This is a genomic window from Pseudomonas sp. (assembly GCF_026224925.1).
GTDB lineage: Bacteria > Pseudomonadota > Gammaproteobacteria > Pseudomonadales > Pseudomonadaceae > Aquipseudomonas.
On sequence record NZ_JAMFRV010000328.1, the window covers coordinates 1 to 22,730 of the forward strand.

The 22,730-nt window shown below is 55.0% G+C and carries 19 protein-coding genes and 1 pseudogene; 18 read left to right on the forward strand and 2 right to left on the reverse strand.

Features of this window, described 5'->3' with window-relative positions:
• From M0974_RS14265 to M0974_RS14290, 6 genes and pseudogenes are all read left to right on the forward strand, one after another.
• Nucleotides 1-181: pseudogene (locus M0974_RS14265) on the forward strand (DUF4398 domain-containing protein); the annotation flags it as partial.
• Between the two features lie 8 nt (nucleotides 182-189).
• Nucleotides 190-1,005: an OmpA family protein gene (locus tag M0974_RS14270; RefSeq protein ID WP_297837729.1), complete on the forward strand. Its 816-nt coding sequence runs from the start codon at nucleotides 190-192 to the stop codon at nucleotides 1,003-1,005.
• Nucleotides 1,006-1,224: 219 nt separating this feature from the next.
• Entirely contained in the window at nucleotides 1,225-2,664 is a 1,440-nt protein-coding gene (locus M0974_RS14275) for a PLP-dependent aminotransferase family protein (protein ID WP_297837731.1), read from the forward strand.
• A 91-nt stretch (nucleotides 2,665-2,755) separates the two neighbouring features.
• Nucleotides 2,756-3,493 (forward strand): translation initiation factor 2, encoded by a 738-nt coding sequence (locus M0974_RS14280; protein WP_297837734.1) that lies wholly within the window; start codon nucleotides 2,756-2,758, stop codon nucleotides 3,491-3,493.
• 101 nt (nucleotides 3,494-3,594) lie between these two features.
• Entirely contained in the window at nucleotides 3,595-3,852 is a 258-nt protein-coding gene (locus M0974_RS14285) for a YkgJ family cysteine cluster protein (RefSeq protein ID WP_297837737.1), read from the forward strand.
• A gap of 93 nt (nucleotides 3,853-3,945) precedes the next feature.
• A complete protein-coding gene (locus tag M0974_RS14290; RefSeq protein WP_297837740.1) occupies nucleotides 3,946-4,551 on the forward strand; it encodes an START domain-containing protein in 606 nt (201 codons plus the stop codon).
• Nucleotides 4,552-4,668: 117 nt separating this feature from the next.
• On the opposite strand, the gene gltA is transcribed toward M0974_RS14290, so the two are convergent.
• The gene (gene gltA / locus M0974_RS14295) at nucleotides 4,669-5,958 is read right to left on the reverse strand and encodes a citrate synthase (RefSeq protein ID WP_297837742.1); all 1,290 of its coding nucleotides are present in this window, start codon (nucleotides 5,956-5,958) and stop codon (nucleotides 4,669-4,671) included.
• Nucleotides 5,959-6,322: 364 nt separating this feature from the next.
• On the opposite strand from gltA, the gene sdhC reads away from it, so the two are divergent.
• The 10 genes from sdhC to brnQ all read left to right on the forward strand — a co-directional run bounded on the left by sdhC (nucleotide 6,323) and on the right by brnQ (nucleotide 19,343).
• On the forward strand, nucleotides 6,323-6,697 hold the full coding sequence (sdhC, locus tag M0974_RS14300) for a succinate dehydrogenase, cytochrome b556 subunit (protein ID WP_297837744.1): 375 nt from the start codon (nucleotides 6,323-6,325) through the stop codon (nucleotides 6,695-6,697).
• A complete protein-coding gene (sdhD, locus tag M0974_RS14305) occupies nucleotides 6,691-7,059 on the forward strand; it encodes a succinate dehydrogenase, hydrophobic membrane anchor protein (protein ID WP_297837745.1) in 369 nt (122 codons plus the stop codon). Before sdhC ends, sdhD begins: the two co-directional genes overlap by 7 nt.
• A gap of 3 nt (nucleotides 7,060-7,062) precedes the next feature.
• Nucleotides 7,063-8,835, forward strand: coding sequence for a succinate dehydrogenase flavoprotein subunit (gene sdhA, locus M0974_RS14310; protein WP_297837746.1), 1,773 nt, complete (start codon nucleotides 7,063-7,065; stop codon nucleotides 8,833-8,835).
• Between the two features lie 11 nt (nucleotides 8,836-8,846).
• Entirely contained in the window at nucleotides 8,847-9,551 is a 705-nt protein-coding gene (locus M0974_RS14315; protein WP_297837747.1) for a succinate dehydrogenase iron-sulfur subunit, read from the forward strand.
• A gap of 282 nt (nucleotides 9,552-9,833) precedes the next feature.
• A complete protein-coding gene (locus M0974_RS14320; RefSeq protein WP_297837750.1) occupies nucleotides 9,834-12,665 on the forward strand; it encodes a 2-oxoglutarate dehydrogenase E1 component in 2,832 nt (943 codons plus the stop codon).
• Nucleotides 12,666-12,707: 42 nt separating this feature from the next.
• On the forward strand, nucleotides 12,708-13,940 hold the full coding sequence (gene odhB, locus M0974_RS14325) for a 2-oxoglutarate dehydrogenase complex dihydrolipoyllysine-residue succinyltransferase (RefSeq protein WP_297837754.1): 1,233 nt from the start codon (nucleotides 12,708-12,710) through the stop codon (nucleotides 13,938-13,940).
• Nucleotides 13,941-14,108: 168 nt separating this feature from the next.
• A complete protein-coding gene (lpdA, locus tag M0974_RS14330; RefSeq protein WP_297837757.1) occupies nucleotides 14,109-15,545 on the forward strand; it encodes a dihydrolipoyl dehydrogenase in 1,437 nt (478 codons plus the stop codon).
• A gap of 210 nt (nucleotides 15,546-15,755) precedes the next feature.
• Nucleotides 15,756-16,922, forward strand: coding sequence for an ADP-forming succinate--CoA ligase subunit beta (sucC, locus tag M0974_RS14335; RefSeq protein WP_297837759.1), 1,167 nt, complete (start codon nucleotides 15,756-15,758; stop codon nucleotides 16,920-16,922).
• On the forward strand, nucleotides 16,922-17,803 hold the full coding sequence (sucD, locus tag M0974_RS14340; protein ID WP_297837761.1) for a succinate--CoA ligase subunit alpha: 882 nt from the start codon (nucleotides 16,922-16,924) through the stop codon (nucleotides 17,801-17,803). Before sucC ends, sucD begins: the two co-directional genes overlap by 1 nt.
• Before the next feature lie 226 nt (nucleotides 17,804-18,029).
• The gene (brnQ, locus tag M0974_RS14345; RefSeq protein ID WP_297837764.1) at nucleotides 18,030-19,343 is read left to right on the forward strand and encodes a branched-chain amino acid transport system II carrier protein; all 1,314 of its coding nucleotides are present in this window, start codon (nucleotides 18,030-18,032) and stop codon (nucleotides 19,341-19,343) included.
• A gap of 52 nt (nucleotides 19,344-19,395) precedes the next feature.
• Here the strand turns inward: brnQ and M0974_RS14350 are convergent, their stop codons facing one another.
• A complete protein-coding gene (locus M0974_RS14350) occupies nucleotides 19,396-19,653 on the reverse strand; it encodes a hypothetical protein (protein WP_297837766.1) in 258 nt (85 codons plus the stop codon).
• Nucleotides 19,654-19,923: 270 nt separating this feature from the next.
• Between M0974_RS14350 and htpG the strand changes: the two genes are divergently transcribed.
• Nucleotides 19,924-21,828: a molecular chaperone HtpG gene (gene htpG / locus M0974_RS14355; protein WP_297837770.1), complete on the forward strand. Its 1,905-nt coding sequence runs from the start codon at nucleotides 19,924-19,926 to the stop codon at nucleotides 21,826-21,828.
• Nucleotides 21,829-21,888: 60 nt separating this feature from the next.
• A complete protein-coding gene (locus tag M0974_RS14360) occupies nucleotides 21,889-22,617 on the forward strand; it encodes a dienelactone hydrolase family protein (RefSeq protein ID WP_297837773.1) in 729 nt (242 codons plus the stop codon).
• Nucleotides 22,618-22,730: the final 113 nt, after the last annotated feature.

A 22,730-nucleotide genomic window follows, 5' to 3' on the forward strand; every position in this document is an offset into this window, starting at 1 on the left:
CAAGGCCCATATCGACATGGGCAACAACGCTTTCAAAGCGGCTCGAATGCAAGCTGAGCAGTCGGAGCTTGACGCTCGGCTTGCGGAAGCTCAAGTGTTGACCGAAAAAAGCGAGGCACAATTGGCGCAGATCAATATCCGGCTAAATCGTCTGCGCAAACAAGTGGGGGCAGCAGAATGAGCCGCGTAATGAAGAAGGCTAAGCGGATTATTAGTGTCCTGATGTTATTCAGTACTGCAGGTCTCTATGGCTGCGCCGGGCATCAGGGTAATGACCGGGCGTTGCAGCAAGCCAACGCTGATTTTCAGAAAGTAAAAGAAGACACCAACGTTTTGCGTGGTGCGCCCAAAGATGTCATCCGCGCCGGTGAGTCGTTGGCGCGGGCCGAGAGGTTGTCCACCTATTGGGGCAGCGGCGCTGACGTTAACCATTACGCGTTTCTGAGCAGCCGCTATAGCGCCATTGCCCGCGAGCACACCCAATTAATGCTCAACCAGGAGCAGTTGGCCAAGTCTGAGTTGGAGCGCCAGCGCTTGCAGTTGGAGCTGCGTGAGGCGAAATTGTCCAGCCTTCAGCAGCAGGGTAAATGGCTCGAAGAACAAATGGTTGCTTTGGTAACCACTCAGACTGATCGAGGCCTGGTTATGACCTTGGGTGATGTGCTGTTTGATACTGGCAACGCAGAACTCAAGCCGTCGGCTAATCGCACGGTGCTGAAACTCGTACAGTTTCTTCAGCTCAATCCCAAGCGCACGGTTCGAGTCGAGGGTTACACCGACAACACTGGAGATGAAGCTGCCAATCTCGACCTGTCTAAAGAGCGTGCTCAGGCGGTCGCGGACGTGATTACCGATTTGGGTATTGATGAAGGGCGCATTCAGGTTGAAGGGTACGGCGATCAATTCCCCATCGAAGTGAACGCTTCGGACCGGGGCAGGGCGAAAAATCGTCGTGTTGAAGTGGTTTTTTCCGATGAAAAAGGTCTTTTAGGCGCGAAACGCTAAAATTAATTTCCAATAAGCCCGTTGGTTTAAAGCCTTCGGGCTTTTTTGTGCGCAGAAAAGTCTCAGCTTTGGCTGTTATACCCTAGAATATTTTTTTACACTGTCCCACATCACTATTGTTTAAACAAACTGTCCCAGTACAGTTCTATACTGTTACGGTAGGCATCCGTCTTAAAAGCCATATAAAAATAAGTTGTCAGTGAAATCGAGGGCCGTCTCGTGACCAATCTTTTGCTTTATCAGCGTATCGCTCAGCAGTTGGCTGAGGATATTCGTCGGGGCGTTTATCAGCCCGGCGAGCGGGTTCCCTCTGTCCGCAAAATGAGCTCGCAGCTTAACGTCAGTCACGCGACTGTATTACAGGCCTACGCTAACCTTGAAGACCAAGGGCTAATCCGTGCACGGCCGCAGTCTGGTTATTACGTGCACCAGACACCGGCGCTGACCGCCCCAACCCCGGACATCGCGCGGGTTGAGCGTCCTGGGTTGGTGACGCGCAGTAGTATTATTCAGCAAGTATTGGTCGAGTCCCGCCGCGAAGGCGTTTTCCCGCTCGGTGCTGCAACACCCCACGTTGATTATCTTCCCGTGCGCGCCTTGCACCAGCAAATTGCCAAAGTGACGCGCTTTCAAAGCCCGCGGGCATTCAGTTACATGTTCAGCCCTGGGTTTGAGCCATTGCGGCGGCAGGTTGCCATTCGCATGCGCGACGCTGGCGTGGTGGTGGACCCGTCTGAAGTCGTTATCACGCACGGTTGTGTCGATGCGCTGCAGATGTCCCTGCGGGTGTTGACCCGCCCTGGGGATTTGATTGCGGCTGAATCGCCCACGTACTACGGCTTGCTCCAATTGGCCGATCTTTTAGGCCTGAAAGTCATTGAGATCCCCAGTGACCCGGCTATTGGTATCAGTCTGGAGGCCTTGCAGTTGGCCGCCAACCAGTGGTCGATCAAGGCGTTGGTGATGACTTCTCGGCTGAGTAATCCGCTGGGCGGAACCGTGCCGGAAGAACGGCAAAAACACTTGCTGCGCTTGGCCTCTGATTTCGATATTCAAATCGTTGAAGACGATATTTACGGCGAATTGATGTTTGAGCTTGGGCGAACCAAAGCACTAAAAGCCTTCGATCGGCTCGGGCACGTTATTTATTGCTCGAGCTTTTCCAAGACGTTGTCACCTGGCGTGCGTATTGGCTGGGTGATTGCTGGTAAGTATCAGGCAGAAATTCAACGCCTTCAGACGTTTAGCACGCATTCGGCATGCAGTGTCACGCAAATGGGTGTGGCCGCTTATCTGGAAAATGGCGGTTATGACCGTCACCTAAGGTTCATTCGTCTGGAATATCGAAAAAACCTTAGCGCGTTTCAGTTGGCTGTTCAGCAATACTTCCCGGAAGGCACCCAAATGAGTCGTCCGACGGGAGGGTTTATTTTATGGGTAAGTTTGCCGGGTCGGGTAAATACCCAGGAGCTGCATGTTCGCGCGCTGGAGCAGGGGATTAGCATCGCCCCTGGGCTTATTTTCAGCAATACAGAACAGTTCAATCACTGCATTAGGCTCAACTGCGGCGTGCCATGGAACCGTGAAGCGGAGCGCGCATTGATGACCTTAGGTATGCTCGCCAAGCAACTATGCCAAGAGGCCGTTCAAGCGTATTAAGCTGCGTTTATCGGAGTGTTGGGTCTGGGCAGGCGTTTTTTCGATACCAGATGAGTCTGGCAGCTTGTCATGGGCCGGCCAACGAGCGAGCATGTGGCTTTCTGCCCTCGTGTTGCTCTTCGTCTCTATGAATAACTATTTTCGTTGTGCTGGGTTTCTGTTGATCGCGCTGTTAAGTGCGTGTGATGGCGACAAGCCGCCGGTACCAGCCCCTGCACCTACACCTACGCCTAAAGTTGCAGCTGAGAGCGGTCCGGTCGAAACAAAAACCGTGGCCTTGCCCGCAGTAAATACAACTACGCCTGCCGCAGATGCCGCCGCGCCGTTTACCAGCGAGGCGCCGACAGCACCATTTAAACAGATGGAGCGGGAGCCGGTGCATGTGCTGGCGCCGAATGTTGCTGTCGTGCCGGTCGTGGCTGCTCAAAGTCAGCCTTCGTCCACGAAGAAGCTAGTGACGGGTAAAGCGAGCGTCAGCGCCGCACCTGGAAAATCCAAGGCCGAAGCTGCCACCAATAGGTCCCGGGCCCCAATCGCCAGTAAAACCAAGCCTGCCAGTGAGGTGGTGCAGCAGACCCGACTCACCAAGCCGACCCTGGACTTGTCGCTGCCAAGCGAAGTGGTTGATCTGATGCAGCCCCCAGGGAAGGTCGCACCCATCACCAATAAGGCCGTTCTACCGTCAATGTTCGGCGAAAAGAAGTCGACCAAGGATACGCCGTTTCAGCTCAATGGCCGTCTGCTGAGTAATGAACTGCAGCTACAACGGCGCGATGAAGATCGTCGATCTGTCGAGGGTGCAGCGCTGGATTTCGAGTTCAAGCAATAGCCCGCGCGTCTCGTCTGCGAACGGTCTGATTTCAAACGACCGTTTTAGCGGGTACTATCACCTCGATTCACCCACTGCTTTCCTTCACGAGAATATTGGTCATGGACTGTCGTCCGAAGTGTGGTGCGTGCTGCATCGCGCCCTCCATCAGTTCGCCCATTCCCGGCATGCCAAACGGCAAGGCTGCTGGAGAGCGTTGTCTGCACCTTTCTGTCGAGTTTTCGTGTGATATTTTCGGCAGGCCCGAGCGGCCAGCGGTGTGCGGCTCTTTTTCGGCGGATGTGGACGTGTGCGGCAGCAGTCAGGCGGACGCGATTCGGCTGATTGGTTGGTGGGAGCAAGCAACAGCCGTGGCATAGATATAGATACAGTTCGTGCAATGTCGACGTTGGGTGATAGCTGATTTTACTGCAAACCGGTTTACCAGAACTTTGCCAATAAGGAATATAACAATGGGTTCGCTGCATCGGATAGCTGTTGGAATGGGTTTGACCGTATTGATGGCAGGTGCCGCTCATGCCGATAATTGGCAGGTTGCCAAGGACGACGCAGGTATCAAAGTGTCGTTGAGCGAGGTGGCTGGCTCGCAGTACAAGGCCTATCGGGGAGTGACCACGATCAAAGCGAGCGTCAGTCAATTGCGCAAACTACAGGAAGACGTCGTGGGGGCTTGCGCTTGGATTCATGAGTGCAAAACGCAGAAGGTGCTCAAGTTAGAGGGGGACAAAGTGTGGACATACACCCAGTTTAATACCCCTTGGCCCGTTACTCCGCGTGATTCAGTGCTGATGGTGACCACTGAGGAGGGCGCCGACGGCAGCCTGACCCGCAAGCTCGAAGGGCAGCCTACCTACATCCCGAGCGTAGATGGTTTTGTACGTGTTGCGCAGGTTGAAGGATTCTGGAAATTTGTACCCAAGGGTGCAGGCCAAACAGAAGTGACCTACCAGGTTCACACCGAGCCAGGCGGCAGCGTGCCTTCATGGCTGGCTAACAAGTTTGTCGTTGATGCGCCGTTCAACACGCTTAAAGCGTTGAAGGAGAGGGCGGAGAAGTAAGGCGTTCAATGCCGTCCGGATGGGCGGATTAACGCTTTTTTGAACGCTATAAAAAAGGGCTGCCAATGGCAGCCCTTTTTATGCGCAGAGTTTAACCTCGGCGACTATTTGCAGTGCTTACTTACGGTCTTCGAGCGGGACGATGTCGCGTGCCACATAACCCGTGTAAAGCTGGCGAGGACGGCCAATCTTGTACGGGCTCGAAAGCATTTCTTTCCAGTGCGAGATCCAGCCGACAGTCCGCGCCAGAGCGAAGATTACGGTGAACATGCTGGTCGGAATGCCAATAGCCTTGAGGATGATGCCCGAATAGAAATCGACGTTCGGGTACAGCGAGCGCTCGATGAAGTACGGGTCGGTCAGGGCGATCTCTTCGAGACGCATGGCCAGTTCCAGTTGCGGATCATTTTTGATTCCTAGCTCTCTCAGTACTTCGTCACAGGTCTGCTTCATCACGGTTGCGCGCGGGTCGCGGTTTTTATAAACGCGATGACCGAAGCCCATCAGTTTGAACGGATCGTTTTTGTCTTTCGCCTTGGCGATGAATTTATCGATGTTCGACACATCGCCAATTTCATCCAGCATGGACAATACGGCCTCGTTCGCGCCGCCGTGTGCCGGACCCCAAAGGGCGGCGATGCCTGCAGCGATGCAGGCAAACGGGTTGGCACCCGAGGAGCCTGCCATGCGCACGGTGGACGTTGACGCGTTCTGCTCGTGATCGGCATGCAGGATAAAGATTTTATCCATGGCCTTGGCCAGCACGGGGCTGATCGGTTTGATCTCGCACGGCGTGTTGAACATCATGTGCAGGAAGTTTTCGGCGTAGTTCAGGTCGTTACGTGGGTACATCATGGGTTGGCCCATGGAGTACTTGTAAACCATCGCGGCCAGGGTAGGCATCTTGGCAACCAGGCGAATCGCAGAAATTTCGCGATGCTGCGGGTTATTGATGTCCAGAGAGTCGTGATAGAACGCCGACAAGGCGCCAACCACGCCGCACATCACCGCCATCGGGTGAGCGTCGCGACGGAAGCCGTTGAAGAATGTCTTCAACTGTTCGTGCACCATCGTGTGGTTCTTCACGGTGATAACGAATTGGGCTTTTTGCTCGGTAGTCGGCAGTTCGCCGTTGAGCAGCAGGTAACAGGTTTCCAGGTAGTCCGATTGCTCGGCCAGCTGTTCGATCGGATAGCCGCGGTGCAGCAAGATGCCGTTGTCACCGTCGATATACGTGATCTTCGATTCGCACGAAGCGGTCGACATGAAACCAGGGTCAAATGTGAAGCGGCCGGTGGCGGTCAGACCGCGGACGTCGATTACATCGGGACCAACGGTGCCGGTCAGAATTGGCAGCTCGACGGGGGCTGCGCCCTCGATGATCAACTGCGCTTTTTTGTCAGCCATGTGGCCTCCTATTTATGCTTCAAATCATCAGACAGACCCCCCACGCAGGGCCCGCACCACTATAGTGAGATAAATTCTAAAGTCAATTTGCCAAAAGTCTTGTCATAGAAGGCTCTTAGGGCGGCTTTTCCTCGAATTTCCCTGCCGTTTACGCCTTTTGTTTCAAGGGCGCAATTGCCTATTAGGGGGGCTGTCTGCGCGTTGTCATTAGTTGCCTAACTGTCTATACTCGGCGTCCGACCGCCAGGGGCTTTTGGCCCTGTTTCACGGGGGTCGTCACTCCCTGGGTGGTGGGTACCTGACCAGTGCACTTCCCAACAACTTTGCCCTGATTGTTAGGGGCTCTTCAATGTGAAAAAAAGCCGTGAATAGCCAACGACCTGTAAACCTCGACCTAAGGACCATCAAACTCCCAGTCACTGCTTACACGTCCATTCTTCACCGTATCTCCGGGATCATCCTGTTTATCGGCCTTGCCATCATGCTTTATGCATTAAGCAAGTCGCTCGGTTCCGAGGAAGGTTTCGGCGAAGTGAAGGCGTGTTTGACCAGTGTACTAGCCAAGCTAGTGATCTGGGGTCTCCTGTCCGCCTTGCTGTATCACTTGGTGGCCGGTATTCGCCACTTGATCATGGACATGGGCATCGGTGAATCGCTGGAAGGCGGCAAACTGGGCTCGAAAATCGTTCTCGCCGTATCTGTGGTGTTGATCGTTCTGGCAGGAGTATGGATATGGTAACCAACGTCACTAACCTGTCGCGTTCGGGCCTCTATGACTGGATGGCGCAACGCGTATCTGCGGTCGTGCTCGCGGCTTATTTCATATTCCTGATCGGATACATCGTCGCACACCCAGGCCTGGGCTTCGCCCAATGGCATGAGCTGTTCGCGAACAGCTGGATGCGTATCTTCAGTCTGCTGGCCCTTGTTGCACTGGGCGCTCACGCCTGGGTCGGCATGTGGACCATTGCGACCGACTACCTGACGCCAATGGCGCTGGGCAAGTCCGCGACTGCGGTACGTTTCCTCTTCCAGGCAGTATGCGGCGTTGCGATGTTCGCCTACTTCGTCTGGGGTGTGCAGATTCTTTGGGGTATCTGATTCATGGCTAACATTAATACGCTTTCTTTCGACGCCATCATCATTGGTGGTGGCGGTGCCGGCATGCGCGCTGCACTGCAACTGGCCCAGGGCGGTCACAAAACCGCTGTGGTCACCAAGGTTTTTCCGACCCGGTCCCACACCGTTTCTGCTCAGGGTGGCATCACTTGCGCGATCGCTTCGGCAGATCCAAACGATGACTGGCGCTGGCACATGTACGATACCGTCAAGGGCTCCGACTACATCGGTGACCAGGACGCTATCGAGTACATGTGTTCTGTAGGTCCGGAAGCCGTTTTCGAACTCGAACACATGGGTCTGCCGTTCTCCCGTACCGAACAGGGCCGCATTTACCAGCGCCCATTCGGCGGTCAGTCCAAAGACTTCGGCAAGGGTGGCCAAGCGGCACGTACTTGCGCAGCTGCCGACCGTACTGGTCACGCGCTATTGCACACCTTGTATCAAGCCAACCTGAAAGCCGGCACTGTATTCCTCAACGAATACTATGGCGTCGATCTGGTGAAGAACCAGGACGGTGCTTTTGTCGGCATCATCGCGATCTGCATCGAAACTGGTGAAACCTCTTACATTCGCGCAAATGCGACTGTATTGGCCACTGGCGGTGCTGGTCGTATCTACTCCTCGACGACCAACGCCCTGATCAATACCGGTGACGGTATCGGCATGGCACTGCGTGCAGGCGTACCGGTTCAAGATATCGAAATGTGGCAGTTCCACCCAACCGGCATCGCCGGCGCAGGTGTACTGGTCACGGAAGGCTGCCGTGGTGAAGGCGGTTACCTGATCAACAAGCACGGTGAGCGTTTCATGGAGCGCTACGCTCCTAACGCGAAAGACCTTGCTGGCCGTGACGTGGTAGCACGCTCCATGGTTAAAGAGATCATCGCCGGTAACGGCTGTGGTCCAGATGGCGACCACGTGATGCTCAAGCTCGATCACTTGGGCGAAGAAGTACTGCACAGCCGTCTGCCAGGGATCATGGAACTGTCCAAGACCTTCGCTCACGTCGATCCTGCAGTGGCTCCGATCCCGGTTGTTCCTACTTGCCACTATATGATGGGCGGCGTTGCCACCAACATTCATGGTCAAGCGATCACTCAGGACGCTGCCGGCGTGGACACTATCATTCCTGGCCTGTTCGCCGTTGGCGAAGTGGCTTGTGTATCGGTTCACGGTGCCAACCGTCTGGGCGGCAACTCGTTGCTCGACTTGGTGGTGTTCGGTCGTGCTGCCGGTATTCACCTGGAACAAAGCCTGCGTGAAGGCGTCGACTACCGTCGCGCCACTGAAACCGATATCGACTTCGCCCTCGAGCGCCTTGCTGGCTTGAATTCGCGCACTACCGGCGAAGACGTCGCTTCACTCCGTAAAGAACTGCAAAGCTGCATGCAGAACTACTTCGGCGTGTTCCGTACTGGCGAGTACATGCAGAAAGGTATTGCCCAGTTGGCAGATCTGCGTACTCGTATCGCTAACGTCAAGATCAATGATAAGAGCCAAGCGTTCAACACCGCTCGTATCGAAGCCCTTGAGTTGCAGAATCTGCTAGAAGTGGCGGAAGCCACGGCAATCGCCGCAGAAGTTCGTAAAGAGTCCCGTGGCGCTCACGCCCGTGAAGACTTTGAAGATCGCGACGACGTGAATTGGTTATGCCACACCCTGTATTTCCCGGGTGACAAGCGCGTAACGAAGCGTGCCGTGAACTTCTCGCCGAAGACTGTTCCGACTTTCGAACCCATGATCCGTACTTATTAAGGGTGGCCGATATGTTGCAAGTCAGTGTTTATCGCTACAACCCTGATCAGGACGCAGCGCCGTTCATGCAGGAATTTCAAGTCAATACCAATGGTAAAGACTTGATGGTTCTGGATGTGCTGGCACTGGTCAAAGAACAGGACGAAGGCTTCTCGTATCGTCGCTCTTGCCGTGAAGGCGTTTGCGGTTCCGACGGCATGAATATCAACGGCAAAAACGGCCTCGCGTGTATTACGCCGCTGTCTGCCGTGGTCAAGGGCAACAAGCTAGTGGTACGTCCACTGCCTGGTTTGCCAGTTATTCGTGACTTGGTCGTCGATATGAGCATCTTCTACAAGCAGTACGAGAAGGTGAAGCCATACCTGCTGAATGACACGCCGGCTCCGGCCATCGAACGTCTGCAAACACCGGAAGAACGCGAAAAGCTTGACGGTCTGTACGAGTGCATCCTGTGCGCTTGCTGCTCGACTTCTTGCCCGTCCTTCTGGTGGAACCCAGACAAGTTCCTCGGTCCAGCGGCACTGCTGCAAGCCTATCGTTTCCTGGCTGACAGCCGTGACACTCATACCCAGGAACGTCTGGCTTCGCTGGATGACCCGTTCAGCGTATTCCGCTGCCGCGGGATCATGAACTGCGTGAACGTGTGTCCGAAGGGCCTGAATCCAACCAAGGCTATCGGTCACGTTCGCAGCATGCTGCTACAAAGCGGTGTTTGATCAAGCAAGCTGTTGAATACGTACCACCTTACTATGTAGCACCGATGCACGCGTAACTGCTGTACCCGTACTAACTGCGGCGCAGGCTTCAACCGGCGCCGTAGTTTTAACCTGAGCAGTAGCTCATGAAGCTGCGGCTCTTATTTTGAAGAAATGAGACCAGCAGGGGCATCCGGGCTGGTACCCGGACTATCTGCGTGGACCTTGGTGACCTGGATTGGTTTTTTCAGGATGACTGTAGTGTCTTCGCTGGTGGTGTCCCCTTACCGAGGGTGACCAAGCATGCAAGAAAGCGTGATGCAGCGCATGTGGAACAGTGCCCACCTTTCCGGTGGTAACGCTGCCTATGTGGAAGAGCTCTACGAGCTCTACCTGCACGACCCTAACGCTGTGCCAGAAGAATGGCGCACCTACTTTCAGAAGTTGCCCGCTGACGGCAACACTGCCACCGATGTTTCGCATTCTACGATTCGCGATCATTTCGTGTTGCTGGGTAAAAACCAGCGCCGTGCTCAACCGGTATCTGCCGGAAGCATGAGCAGCGAACACGAGAAGAAGCAGGTTGAAGTGTTGCGACTGATCCAGGCGTATCGGATGCGGGGCCACCAAGGCGCCCAGCTCGATCCGTTGGGTTTGTGGCAGCGTCCGGCACCCGCCGACCTGTCAATCAATCATTACGGTCTGACCAACGCTGATCTGGATACAACGTTCCGCGCAGGTGATCTGTACATCGGCAAAGAGGAAGCGAGCCTACGCGAAATTCTCGATGCCTTGCAGCAGACATATTGCCGCACCATCGGTTCTGAATTTACGCACATCGTAGATTCTGAGCAGCGTAACTGGTTCATGCAACGACTCGAAAGCGTGCGCGGACGTCCAGCATTTTCTGCTGACATCCAAAGCCACCTGCTCGAGCGCGTCACTGCGGCCGAAGGGTTGGAAAAATATCTGGGTACCAAATACCCGGGCACCAAGCGTTTCGGTCTGGAAGGCGGTGAAAGCCTCATTCCAATGCTTGATGAGCTGATCCAGCGTTCCGGTTCGTACGGCACCAAGGAAATCGTGATCGGCATGGCCCACCGTGGCCGCCTTAACGTTTTGGTTAACACCTTCGGCAAAAATCCGCGCGACTTGTTCGACGAGTTCGAAGGCAAGAAGAAGGTTTTGCTGGGTTCCGGTGACGTGAAATATCACCAGGGCTTCTCGTCCAACGTGATGACCGCCGGTGGCGAAGTTCACTTGGCGATGGCGTTCAACCCGTCTCACCTAGAGATCGTTTCTCCTGTGGTGGAAGGGTCTGTACGTGCACGTCAGGATCGTCGCAACGATCCAACCGGTGAAAAGGTTCTGCCAATTTCCATCCACGGCGATGCTGCATTTGCAGGTCAAGGCGTGGTGTTGGAAACCTTCCAGATGTCGCAGACTCGCGGCTTCAAGACGGGCGGTACGATCCACATCGTCATCAACAACCAGGTTGGCTTCACCATCAGCAACCCGGAAGATGCGCGTTCCACCGAGTACGCAACCGACGTTGCCAAGATGATTCAGGCGCCGATTCTCCATGTAAATGGCGATGACCCTGAAGCTGTCGTGTTCGTGACCCAGTTGGCCATCGATTACCGCATGCAGTTCAAGCGTGACATCGTGATCGATTTGGTTTGCTACCGCCGTCGCGGTCACAACGAAGCGGACGAACCAAGCGGTACTCAGCCGTTGATGTACCAGCAAATCGCCAAACAGCGCACCACGCGTGAGCTGTACGCCGAACGCCTGACCAAGGCCGGCATTGTCGATGAAGCGCGCGTGCAAGCAAAAATCGATGACTATCGCAACGCGCTGGATGCTGGTCTGCACGTAGTGAAAAGTCTTGTTAAAGAGCCGAACAAAGAGTTGTTCGTCGATTGGCGTCCTTATCTGGGCCATGCCTGGACCGCGCGTCACGACACCCGTTTCGACTTGAAAACCCTGCAAGAACTGTCTGCGAAAATGATGGAGCTGCCAGAAGGCTTCGTGGTTCAGCGTCAGGTGTCTAAGATTTACGAAGACCGCCAAAAGATGCAAGCCGGTGGCCTGCCGATCAACTGGGGTTACGCTGAAATCATGGCGTACGCGACTTTGGCTTTTGAAGGTCACCCGGTTCGTATCACTGGCCAGGACGTCGGACGCGGGACGTTCTCGCACCGTCATGCGGCGTTGCACAACCAGAAAGACGGCGCTACCTATATTCCACTGCAGCACTTGTACAAAGGTCAGCCGCGTTTCGACCTGTACGACTCCCTGCTGTCGGAAGAAGCGGTATTGGCATTCGAGTATGGTTATTCGACCACCGAGCCTAACGCACTGGTTATCTGGGAAGCTCAGTTCGGCGATTTCGCCAACGGTGCTCAAGTGGTTATCGACCAGTTCATCACCAGCGGTGAGCACAAGTGGGGCCGTCTGTGCGGTCTGACCATGTTGCTGCCTCATGGTTATGAAGGTCAGGGTCCGGAGCACTCGTCTGCGCGTCTGGAGCGTTACCTGCAATTGTGTGCCGAGCACAACATTCAGGTTTGTGTACCGACCACACCTGCTCAGATCTACCACCTGTTGCGTCGTCAGGTCATCCGTCCGCTGCGCAAGCCGCTGATTGTGCTGACACCGAAGTCGCTGCTGCGTCACAAACTGGCTGTTTCGACTCTGGAAGATCTGGCCGAAGGCTCGTTCCAGACCGTTATCCCGGAAGTGGATGCACAAGATCCGGCCAACGTTGGTCGCCTCGTACTGTGTAGCGGCAAGGTCTACTACGACCTCCTGGAAAAACGCCGTGCCGAAGGTCGTGATGACATCGCCATCGTGCGTCTTGAGCAGCTGTACCCGTTCCCGGAAGACGACTTGATCGAAGTCCTGGGCCCGTACAAAAACCTCAAGCACATTGTCTGGTGTCAGGAAGAGCCGATGAACCAGGGCGCCTGGTACGGCAGCCAGCATCACATGCGTCGCATCATCAGCGGTCACAACAAGGCATTGGTCCTTGAGTACGCTGGTCGTGACGCGTCTGCGGCACCGGCTTGTGGTTACGCATCGATGCATGCTGAACAGCAAGAAAAACTGCTGAAAGATGCATTCACCGTTTAACGCCTTCGTGCATCAGAAACCGAATTTAAGGAACCACAGATAATGGCTATCGAAATCAAAGCCCCCACTTTCCCGGAATCGGTTGCCGACGGTACCGTTGCAACCTGGCACAAAAAACCAGGCGACGCCGTCAAGCGTGACGATCTGATCGTCGACATCGAAACCGACAAAGTGGTGCTTGAAGTTTTGGCTACTGCTGACGGCGTTTTGGGCTCCATCGTTAAAAACGAAGGCGACACCGTTCTTTCCGATGAGCTGTTGGGTACTTTGGAGCCTGTAGGCGCTGCCGTTGCTGCAGCTCCAGCTCCAGCCGCCGCACCTGCTCAGGCTGCTTCGGCTCCTGCTGCCGCGCCAGCCGCTGGCGACGAAGATGCAATCGCTGCACCTGCTGCGCGCAAGCTGGCTGAAGAAAACGCCATCAACCTGGCCAACGTTAAAGGCACAGGTAAAGACGGTCGCATCACCAAGGAAGACGTGGTTGCTGCTGTAGATGCGAAGAAGTCCGCTCCTGCTCCTGCTGCTCCAGCACCGGTCAAGGCTGCTGCTGCCGCACCTGTTTTCGCTGCCGGTGATCGCGTTGAAAAACGTGTTCCGATGACCCGCCTGCGTGCCAAGGTTGCCGAGCGTCTGGTTGAAGCTCAGTCGAACATGGCGATGCTGACCACGTTCAACGAAGTCAACATGAAGCCAATCATGGAGCTGCGTTCGAAGTACAAGGACCTGTTCGAGAAGTCGCATAACGGCGTACGCCTGGGCTTCATGTCGTTCTTCGTGAAAGCGGCCACCGAAGCGTTGAAACGCTACCCAGCGGTCAATGCTTCCATCGACGGTACCGACATCGTTTACCACGGCTACTCTGACGTCGGCGTTGCCGTGTCGAGTGATCGCGGTCTGGTGGTTCCGGTTCTGCGTAACGCTGAGCTGATGACTTTGGCTGAAATCGAAGGCGGTATCGCTGCTTTCGGCAAAAAAGCCAAAGACGGCAAGCTGACCATGGATGACATGACCGGCGGTTCGTTCACCATCTCCAACGGTGGTACCTTCGGTTCACTGCTGTCGACGCCAATCGTTAACCCGCCACAAGCGGCTATCTTGGGTATGCACAAAATCCAGGAGCGTCCAATGGCAGTTAAGGGTGAAGTCGTAATCTTGCCAATGATGTACCTGGCACTCTCGTACGATCACCGTTTGATCGACGGCAAAGAAGCAGTGACCTTCCTGGTTACCATCAAGGACCTGCTGGAAGATCCAGCACGTCTGCTGCTGGATATCTAACGGGAATAGCTACAAGTCTCTAGCGTCAAGCTGCAAGTAAAAGCAGCCTGCGTTGTGACTTGTAGCGCGGACACCTAAATGAACAGGTCGCCAGCTCGTCTGTAATTTATCGCAGATTAGCTTGCGGCTTGTAGCTTGAAAGCTTGCAGCTAAAGAGGAAATCTTTTTATGTCCCAGAAATTTGACGTAGTAGTGATTGGCGCGGGCCCTGGTGGCTATGTTGCTGCTATCAAGGCTGCGCAACTTGGTCTTAAGACTGCTTGCATCGAGAAGTATCAGGACAAAGAGGGCAAATTGGCTCTTGGTGGTACGTGCCTGAACGTCGGTTGCATTCCCTCCAAGGCGCTGCTGGACAGCTCCTGGAAATTCTACGAAGCCAAAAACGGCTTCAAAATCCATGGTATTTCGACGTCTGACGTCACCATGGACGTAGCTGCAATGATCGGCCGCAAAGCCACCATCGTAAAAGGCCTGACCGGCGGCGTAGCCAGCCTGTTCAAAGCTAACGGTGTGACTTCCCTGCAAGGCCACGGCAAGTTGCTGGCCGGCAAGAAAGTTGAATTGACCAAGCCTGATGGCACGGTTGAAGTGATCGAAGCGGACCACGTGATTCTGGCCTCTGGCTCTCGCCCGATCGACATTCCACCGGCTCCGGTCGATAACAACGTGATCGTCGACTCCACTGGCGCTCTTGAATTTCAGCAAGTTCCAAAACGCCTCGGCGTTATCGGCGCTGGCGTAATTGGCTTGGAATTGGGTTCGGTCTGGGCGCGTCTTGGCTCGCAGGTTACGGTTCTTGAAGCCCTGGAAAAATTCATTCCAGCCGCTGATGAAGCCGTTTCCAAAGAAGCGCTGAAGACCTTCACCAAGCAAGGTCTGGACATCAAGCTCGGCGCACGCGTGACCGGCTCCAAGGTCAACGGCGAAGAAGTCGTTGTGACCTACACCGATTCGACCGGCGAGCAGACTATTACGTTTGACCGTTTGATCGTTTCCGTGGGCCGTCGTCCAGTGACCACCGAACTGTTGGCTTCCGACAGTGGTGTGAACCTCGACGAACGTGGTTTCATCTTCGTTAACGATCAGTGCGAAACCAGCGTTCCAGGCGTTTATGCCATCGGTGACGTGGTCCGTGGTCTGATGCTGGCACACAAAGCCTCGGAAGAGGGCATCATGGTCGTCGAGCGCATCAAGGGTCACAAGACCCAGATGAACTATGACCTGATTCCATCGGTTATTTATACTCACCCGGAAATCGCATGGGTAGGTAAAACCGAGCAAACCTTGAAGGCTGAAGGCGTTGAAGTTAATGTCGGCGTCTTCCCGTTCGCTGCCAGTGGCCGTGCCATGGCTGCCAACGACACCGGTGGTTTCGTCAAAGTTATCGCTGATGCCAAGACTGACCGCGTTTTGGGCGTTCACGTCATTGGTCCAGGCGCTGCCGAGCTGGTACAGCAAGGCGCAATCGGTATGGAATTCGGCACCAGTGCCGAAGATATCGGGATGATGGTTTTCTCTCACCCGACCCTGTCCGAAGCTTTACATGAAGCCGCATTGGCTGTGAATGGCCACGCCATCCACATCCAGAACAAGAAAAAACGTTAAAAAGAAACCACGGCGGCCTGCCCGTCGTGGGTCTTGCGAGCAAGACTCACCGCGGAATGTCCGCCGGACCAGACCTCGCGGGCGAATTCAGGAACGTACAGAACTCACGTTCGGCACATTCCTGAGGTCACCTGGAGTCAGTCACAGGTGGTGCGTCACTTTAATAAGTGCAGCACCGAATGCGCAGTACTAACGAAGACGGTAATAAGCATGAATCTCCACGAGTATCAGGGTAAGCAGCTGTTCGCTGAATACGGCCTGCCAGTATCTAAAGGCTACGCAGTAGACACCCCGGAAGCTGCAGCAGAAGCTTGCGACAAAATTGGCGGGACCGAATGGGTCGTCAAAGCCCAGGTTCACGCTGGTGGCCGCGGCAAAGCGGGCGGCGTTAAGCTGGTTCGCAGCAAAGAAGACGCAGCAGCTTTCGCTCAGCAGTGGCTGGGCAAGCGTCTTGTGACTTACCAGACCGATGCCAATGGTCAGCCAGTCACCAAGATCCTGGTTGAATCCTGCACCGACATCGCCAAAGAGCTGTACCTGGGCGCTGTAGTGGATCGTTCGAGCCGTCGTATCGTGTTCATGGCTTCCACTGAAGGTGGCGTGGACATTGAGAAGATCGCTCACGACACTCCTGAAAAGATCCTCAAAGCCACGATCGATCCTTTGGTTGGCGCTCAGCCATTCCAGGGTCGCGAGTTGGCTTTCCAGTTGGGTCTGGAAGGCAAGCAAGTGACTCAGTTCGCGAAAATCTTCGTCGGCCTGGCAAAACTGTTCAAGGATCACGATCTGGCTCTGCTGGAAGTGAACCCGTTGGTCATCAAAGCTGACGGCGATCTGCACTGCCTTGATGCCAAGCTGAACATCGACGCTAACGCGATGTACCGTCAGCCTAAGCTGAAAACGTTCCACGATCCGTCGCAAGACGATCCGCGTGAAGCGCACGCTGCCAAGTTCGAACTGAACTACGTAGCGCTGGAAGGCAACATCGGTTGCATGGTCAACGGTGCTGGCCTGGCCATGGGTACCATGGACATCGTCAATCTGCATGGCGGTAAACCAGCCAACTTCCTCGACGTAGGCGGCGGTGCTACCAAAGAACGCGTTACTGAAGCGTTCAAAATCATTCTGTCCGACACCAACGTCGCTGCAGTATTGGTTAACATCTTCGGCGGCATCGTTCGTTGCGACATGATTGCCGAAGGCATCATCGGTGCAGTGAAAGAAGTTGGCGTTAAAATCCCGGTTGTTGTTCGCCTTGAAGGTAACAACGCTGAACTGGGCGCTAAAGTACTGGCAGAAAGCGGCTTGAACATCATCGCTGCTACCAGCCTGACCGACGCTGCTCAACAAGTTGTCAAAGCTGCGGAGGGCAAATAATGAGCGTCCTGATCAATAAAGACACCAAAGTTATCTGCCAGGGTATTACCGGTTCGCAAGGTAGTTTCCACACCCAGCAAGCCATTGAGTACGGCACCAAGATGGTCGGTGGCGTAACTCCGGGCAAAGGCGGCACCGAACACCTGGGCCTGCCAGTGTTCAACACCGTGAAAGAAGCTGTAGCTCAGACTGGCGCCACCGCCAGCGTGATCTACGTTCCAGCTCCTTTCTGCAAGGATTCCATCCTTGAAGCGGCGTTCGGCGGCATCAAGCTGATCGTATGTATCACTGAAGGCATTCCTACCCTGGACATGCTGGATGCCAAGGTCAAGTGCGACGAACTGGGCGTGATTCTGATTGGGCCTAACTGCCCAGGCGTTATCACTCCGGGCGAATGCAAGATCGGCATCATGCCTGGTCACATTCACTTGCCAGGCAAAGTCGGTATCGTGTCGCGTTCCGGCACCCTGACTTACGAAGCTGTTAAGCAGACTACTGACGCCGGTTTCGGTCAGTCGACCTGTGTTGGCATCGGCGGTGACCCGATCCCAGGCTCGAACTTCATCGATATCCTGAAATTGTTCCAGGAAGACCCTAAGACTGAAGCGATCGTGATGATCGGTGAAATCGGCGGTTCGGCTGAAGAAGAAGCGGCTGCCTACATCAAGGCACACGTGACCAAGCCGGTTGTTTCCTACATCGCTGGTGTGACTGCCCCTGCGGGCAAGCGCATGGGCCATGCTGGCGCAATCATCTCCGGCGGCAAAGGTACTGCAGACGAGAAATTCGCTGCACTGGAAGACGCTGGCGTGAAAACCGTGCGTTCTCTGGCAGACATCGGCAAGGCCTTGGCTGAGCTGACCGGTTGGGCTGTCAAGTAAGCTTTGCTTAACTGACACAGCAACCAGCAAAGGCCACCTTCGGGTGGCCTTTGTGCGTCTGGGGTTTGGTCACAGAGATTGCCGGTCCCCCATAGGAATATCATAAATGCGACACCCTCTGTCGTTAATGGGACGAATCGCCCCTTAATAGTGCGCTCTACGCGCTAATTCGTTAGGCTACCCGCCATTTTGTGTCGCCCGATTCAGCAATGTGGTGTTCCCCGCAATGAAAGTGTTGAAAGGTCAGGACATCCTGGCACTTGGTTTTATGACGTTTGCCCTGTTTGTCGGGGCTGGCAATATCATCTTCCCACCTATTGTAGGGCTTCAGGCCGGGCCACACGTCTGGCTTGCGGCGCTGGGTTTTTTGATCACAGCGGTGGGGCTTCCTGTCGTCACAGTCGTTGCGCTGGCTAAGGTCGGTGGTGCGATGGATGCGTTGAGTAGCCCGATTGGCAAAGTCGCGGGGGGAATACTGGCTGCGGTGTGTTATCTGGCCGTGGGGCCGTTGTTCGCCACGCCACGTACGGCCAGCGTGTCGTTCGAAGTCGGACTTGCTCCCCTGACGGGAGACAGCCCGTTGGCATTGTTTCTGTACAGCCTGGTGTATTTCATCGTGGTGTTTTGGGTGTCGCTGTATCCGGGGCGGTTGCTCGATACCGTCGGCCGCTTTCTCGCGCCGTTGAAGATCCTCGCACTCGCAGTGTTAGGCATCGCCGCATTTGCCTTGCCTGCCGGGGACATTGGCGTTGCTGAGCCCGCTTACGTCGCCGCACCGTTCTCCCAGGGCTTTATCAATGGCTACCTGACCATGGACACCTTGGGCGCACTGGTATTCGGGATTGTCATCGTTAATGCCATTCGCTCACGCGGAGTCACCTCGCCACAGCTGATAACACGCTACGCAATTATTGCTGGACTGATTGCCGGGGTAGGGCTGGCGCTGGTCTACATCAGCCTATTTCGATTGGGTTCGGGCAGTCACGCCATCGCAGCGGGGGCGGGCAACGGGGCAGTGGTGCTGCATGCGTATGTGCAACACACCTTTGGGTCATTGGGCAGCGGCTTTTTAGCGGTGCTGATCTCGCTGGCGTGTCTGGTCACCGCAGTCGGCCTGACGTGCGCCTGTGCGGAGTACTTCAGCCAAGTAGTGCCGCTTTCCTATAAAACCTTGGTGTTGCTGTTGGCGGTCTTTTCATTGCTGGTATCGAACCTGGGGCTTACCAAGCTGATTGCTTTCTCGGTCCCAATACTGACAGCCATCTATCCGCCATGCATCGTGCTGGTGGCGCTGAGCTTCTGCAAAGAGTTCTGGTATTCCCAGCGTCGGATCGTCGCACCAGTGATGCTGATATCCTTGCTCTTCGGGATTATCGATGCGCTCAAGGTCGCTGGACTGGCCCACTGGTTGCCGAACCGTCTGGCTAATCTGCCGCTGAGTGAGCAAGGCTTGGCATGGCTGGTGCCAACATTGATCACGCTGGCTGGTGCATTCATTTGTGACCGTCTGATAGGCAAGCGCCAAGAGGCATTGGCCTAAAACGAATAAAGCCCGCGGCAGGCGGGCTTTATTGCACTGAGAGCGACTCAGCTTATTTGGTCGTGGTGGGCGCCGGCGCCTGCGAGTTGGCTTCTTTAGCGCGCGCTTGAGCGGCTTCGGCATTTTTCTGCGCGGCCTCTTGGCTTTCTTTGGCGGCGTCGTTGACTTTGTCTTGGGCCTTGCTCATGGAGTCCTGGGATTCTTGAGCTGCTTTGTTGGCTTCTTGCTGTTTGTTCTCGCTGGATTTATCGCAAGCGGCCAGACCAAGGGTGGCAGAAAGCATCAGGGCAAAGGCTAAAGATTTACGCATGGGGTGTTTCTCCTTATTAGTCATATCTACTGACCTTTCGAGCGTGCTCCAGTAGGTTAAGTTCAACATTTCCTATAGATATCTGCGGGTTGCCGTGTCAGCGGCTTTAGCCTGCGGTTATGGTGGGGCACTGCTGGCGAACCTGTTTAAAAAATGAAGAATCTTCGACCAAACGCGTTAAGCCCTTGAAATCTCTGACCCAGCCCCCACTTTGATGACATCCCGCCGCGAACTAAGCGGCCCGTGCCATCTGATTGGAGTTTGACGACCATGAGTGTGGAAACTCAAAAGGAAACCCTGGGCTTCCAGACCGAGGTAAAGCAGCTGCTGCACCTCATGATCCATTCGCTGTATTCCAACAAGGAAATTTTCCTTCGCGAATTGATCTCGAACGCCTCTGACGCTGTTGATAAATTACGCTTCGAAGCCTTGTCCAAACCGGACCTGCTCGAAGGCGGCGCTGAGCTGAAAATCCGTGTGAGTTTCGACAAGGACGCGAAAACCGTCACGCTCGAAGACAACGGCATTGGCATGAGCCGTGAAGACGCGATCACCCACTTGGGCACCATCGCCAAGTCGGGCACTGCGGACTTCATGAAGAACCTGTCGGGCGATCAGAAAAAAGATTCGCACCTCATCGGCCAGTTCGGTGTGGGCTTCTACTCGGCATTCATTGTTGCCGATAAAGTTGAAGTGTTCAGCCGTCGTGCAGGCTTGCCTGCCAGCGAAGGCGTGCATTGGTCCTCAAAAGGCGAGGGCGATTTTGAAATCGCTACCGTTGATAAGGCTGATCGCGGTACGCGTATCGTCCTGCACCTGAAAAGCGCTGAAGATGAATTTGCCGACGGTTACCGTCTGCGCAACATCATCAAAAAGTATTCTGACCACATCGCTTTGCCGATCGAGCTACCGAAAGAGCAGGCTGCTGCCGAAGGTGAAGCCGCGCCTGAGCTGGAGTGGGAAACCGTTAACCGCGCCAGTGCACTCTGGACCCGTCCACGCACCGAGGTGAAGGACGAGGAATACCAAGAGTTCTACAAGCACATTGCGCATGATTTCGAAAATCCGCTGAGCTGGAGCCACAACAAGGTTGAAGGCAAGCTGGAATACAGTTCGTTGCTCTATGTGCCCGCTCGCGCACCGTTCGATCTGTACCAGCGCGAAGCTCCACGCGGCCTGAAGCTGTATGTGCAGCGCGTGTTCGTGATGGACCAGGCTGAGTCATTCCTGCCGCTGTACTTGCGCTTCATCAAGGGCGTGGTCGACTCCAATGACCTGTCGTTGAACGTGTCGCGCGAGATTCTGCAGAAAGACCCGATCATCGATTCGATGAAATCGGCACTGACCAAGCGCGTATTGGACATGTTGGAAAAACTGGCGAAGAACGAGCCTGATCAATACAAAGGCTTCTGGAAAAACTTCGGTCAGGTCATGAAAGAAGGCCCGGCAGAAGATTTCGCCAACAAGGAAAAAATCGCGGGCTTGCTGCGTTTCGCATCGACCCACGAAGACGGCGGCGAACAAGTTGTCGCGCTGACCGAGTACCTGGCTCGCGCCAAAGAAGGTCAGGACAAGATCTATTACCTGACCGGCGAAACCTATGCCCAGGTTAAAAACAGCCCGCACCTGGAAGTCTTCCGTAAGAAAGGCATCGAAGTGCTGTTGTTGACCGACCGTATCGATGAATGGCTGATGAGCTACCTCAGCGACTTCGACGGTAAAGGTTTTGTCGACGTAGCACGTGGCGATCTGGACTTGGGCAAACTTGACTCCGAAGAGGACAAGAAGGCTCAGGAAGAAGTCGCCAAAGATAAGGAAGGGTTGATCGAGCGCCTGAAGGTCGCGCTGGGCGATGCTGTCAGCGAAGTACGGGTTTCACATCGTCTGACCGACTCGCCGGCGATTCTGGCCATCGGCGAGCAAGACCTGGGTCTGCAAATGCGTCAGATCCTTGAAGCCAGTGGCCAGAAGGTTCCTGACTCCAAGCCGATCTTTGAATTCAACCCGGCTCACCCGTTGATCGCCAAGCTTGATGCGGAGCAAAGTGAAGAGCGGTTTGGTGACCTGTCGCACATCTTGTTTGACCAAGCAGCTTTGGCTGCGGGCGATAGCCTGAAAGACCCGGCGGCTTACGTGCGCCGGCTGAACAAGTTGTTGGTAGAGTTGTCGGTTTAAATAACCAGCGAAAGACCCGCTTCGGCGGGTTTTTTTATTGTTTTTTTTCGAGGGCAACACATGAGCAACGTAACCGTTCGATCCGTGGTTTACCAAATTGATGGTCAGTCGTACGAAAGCCGTCTGGCGTTCGACTCCAGCGATGCCTCGTCACGTCCGGGCTTGGTAATGGCGCCGAATTGGATGGGTATCAGCGAAGACGCTGAGAAGATCGCGCAGTCGGTGGCCGAACAAGGTTACGTGGTGATATTGGCTGACTTGTTCGGCCAAGCGGTTCGCCCGCAAAACGCTGACGAGGCGGCTGCCGCCATGATGCCGTTGAAGAATGATCGGGGATTGACGCGCAAGCGCATGCAAGCGGCTCTCGATGCGCTTAAGTCGCAAACTGATGCGCCGGTGGACACCCGCAAATTAGCGACCTTCGGTTTCTGCTTCGGTGGCTGCTGCTCGTTGGAACTGGCTCGCAGCGGCGCTGACTTGAAAGCTACCGTCTCGTTCCACGGTTCTCTGGATACACCGAACCCGGCCGATGCGAAAAACATCAAAGGCTCGGTATTGGTCCTGCACGGTGCTGCCGATCCTTTTGTTCCGAAAGAACAGTTACCTGCGTTCGAAGACGAAATGAACGCTGCTGGCGTGGACTGGCAATTGCTGAGCTATGGCGGTGCGGTGCACTCGTTCACCGACATCCACGCCAACAATCCGGGCAAGCAGATGTACGACGCCAAAACCTCAAAGCGTGCGTTTGCTTCAATGCACAATTTGTTGGATGAAGTGTTCAAGGGCTGATAGCCCACAGAAAACTCTGATTTCCCTGTGGGACCGAATTCATTCGGGAATGCCGCAATGCGGTCTAACAGACAGACCTCGCTGCATATTTCCCGAATGAATTCGGTCCCACA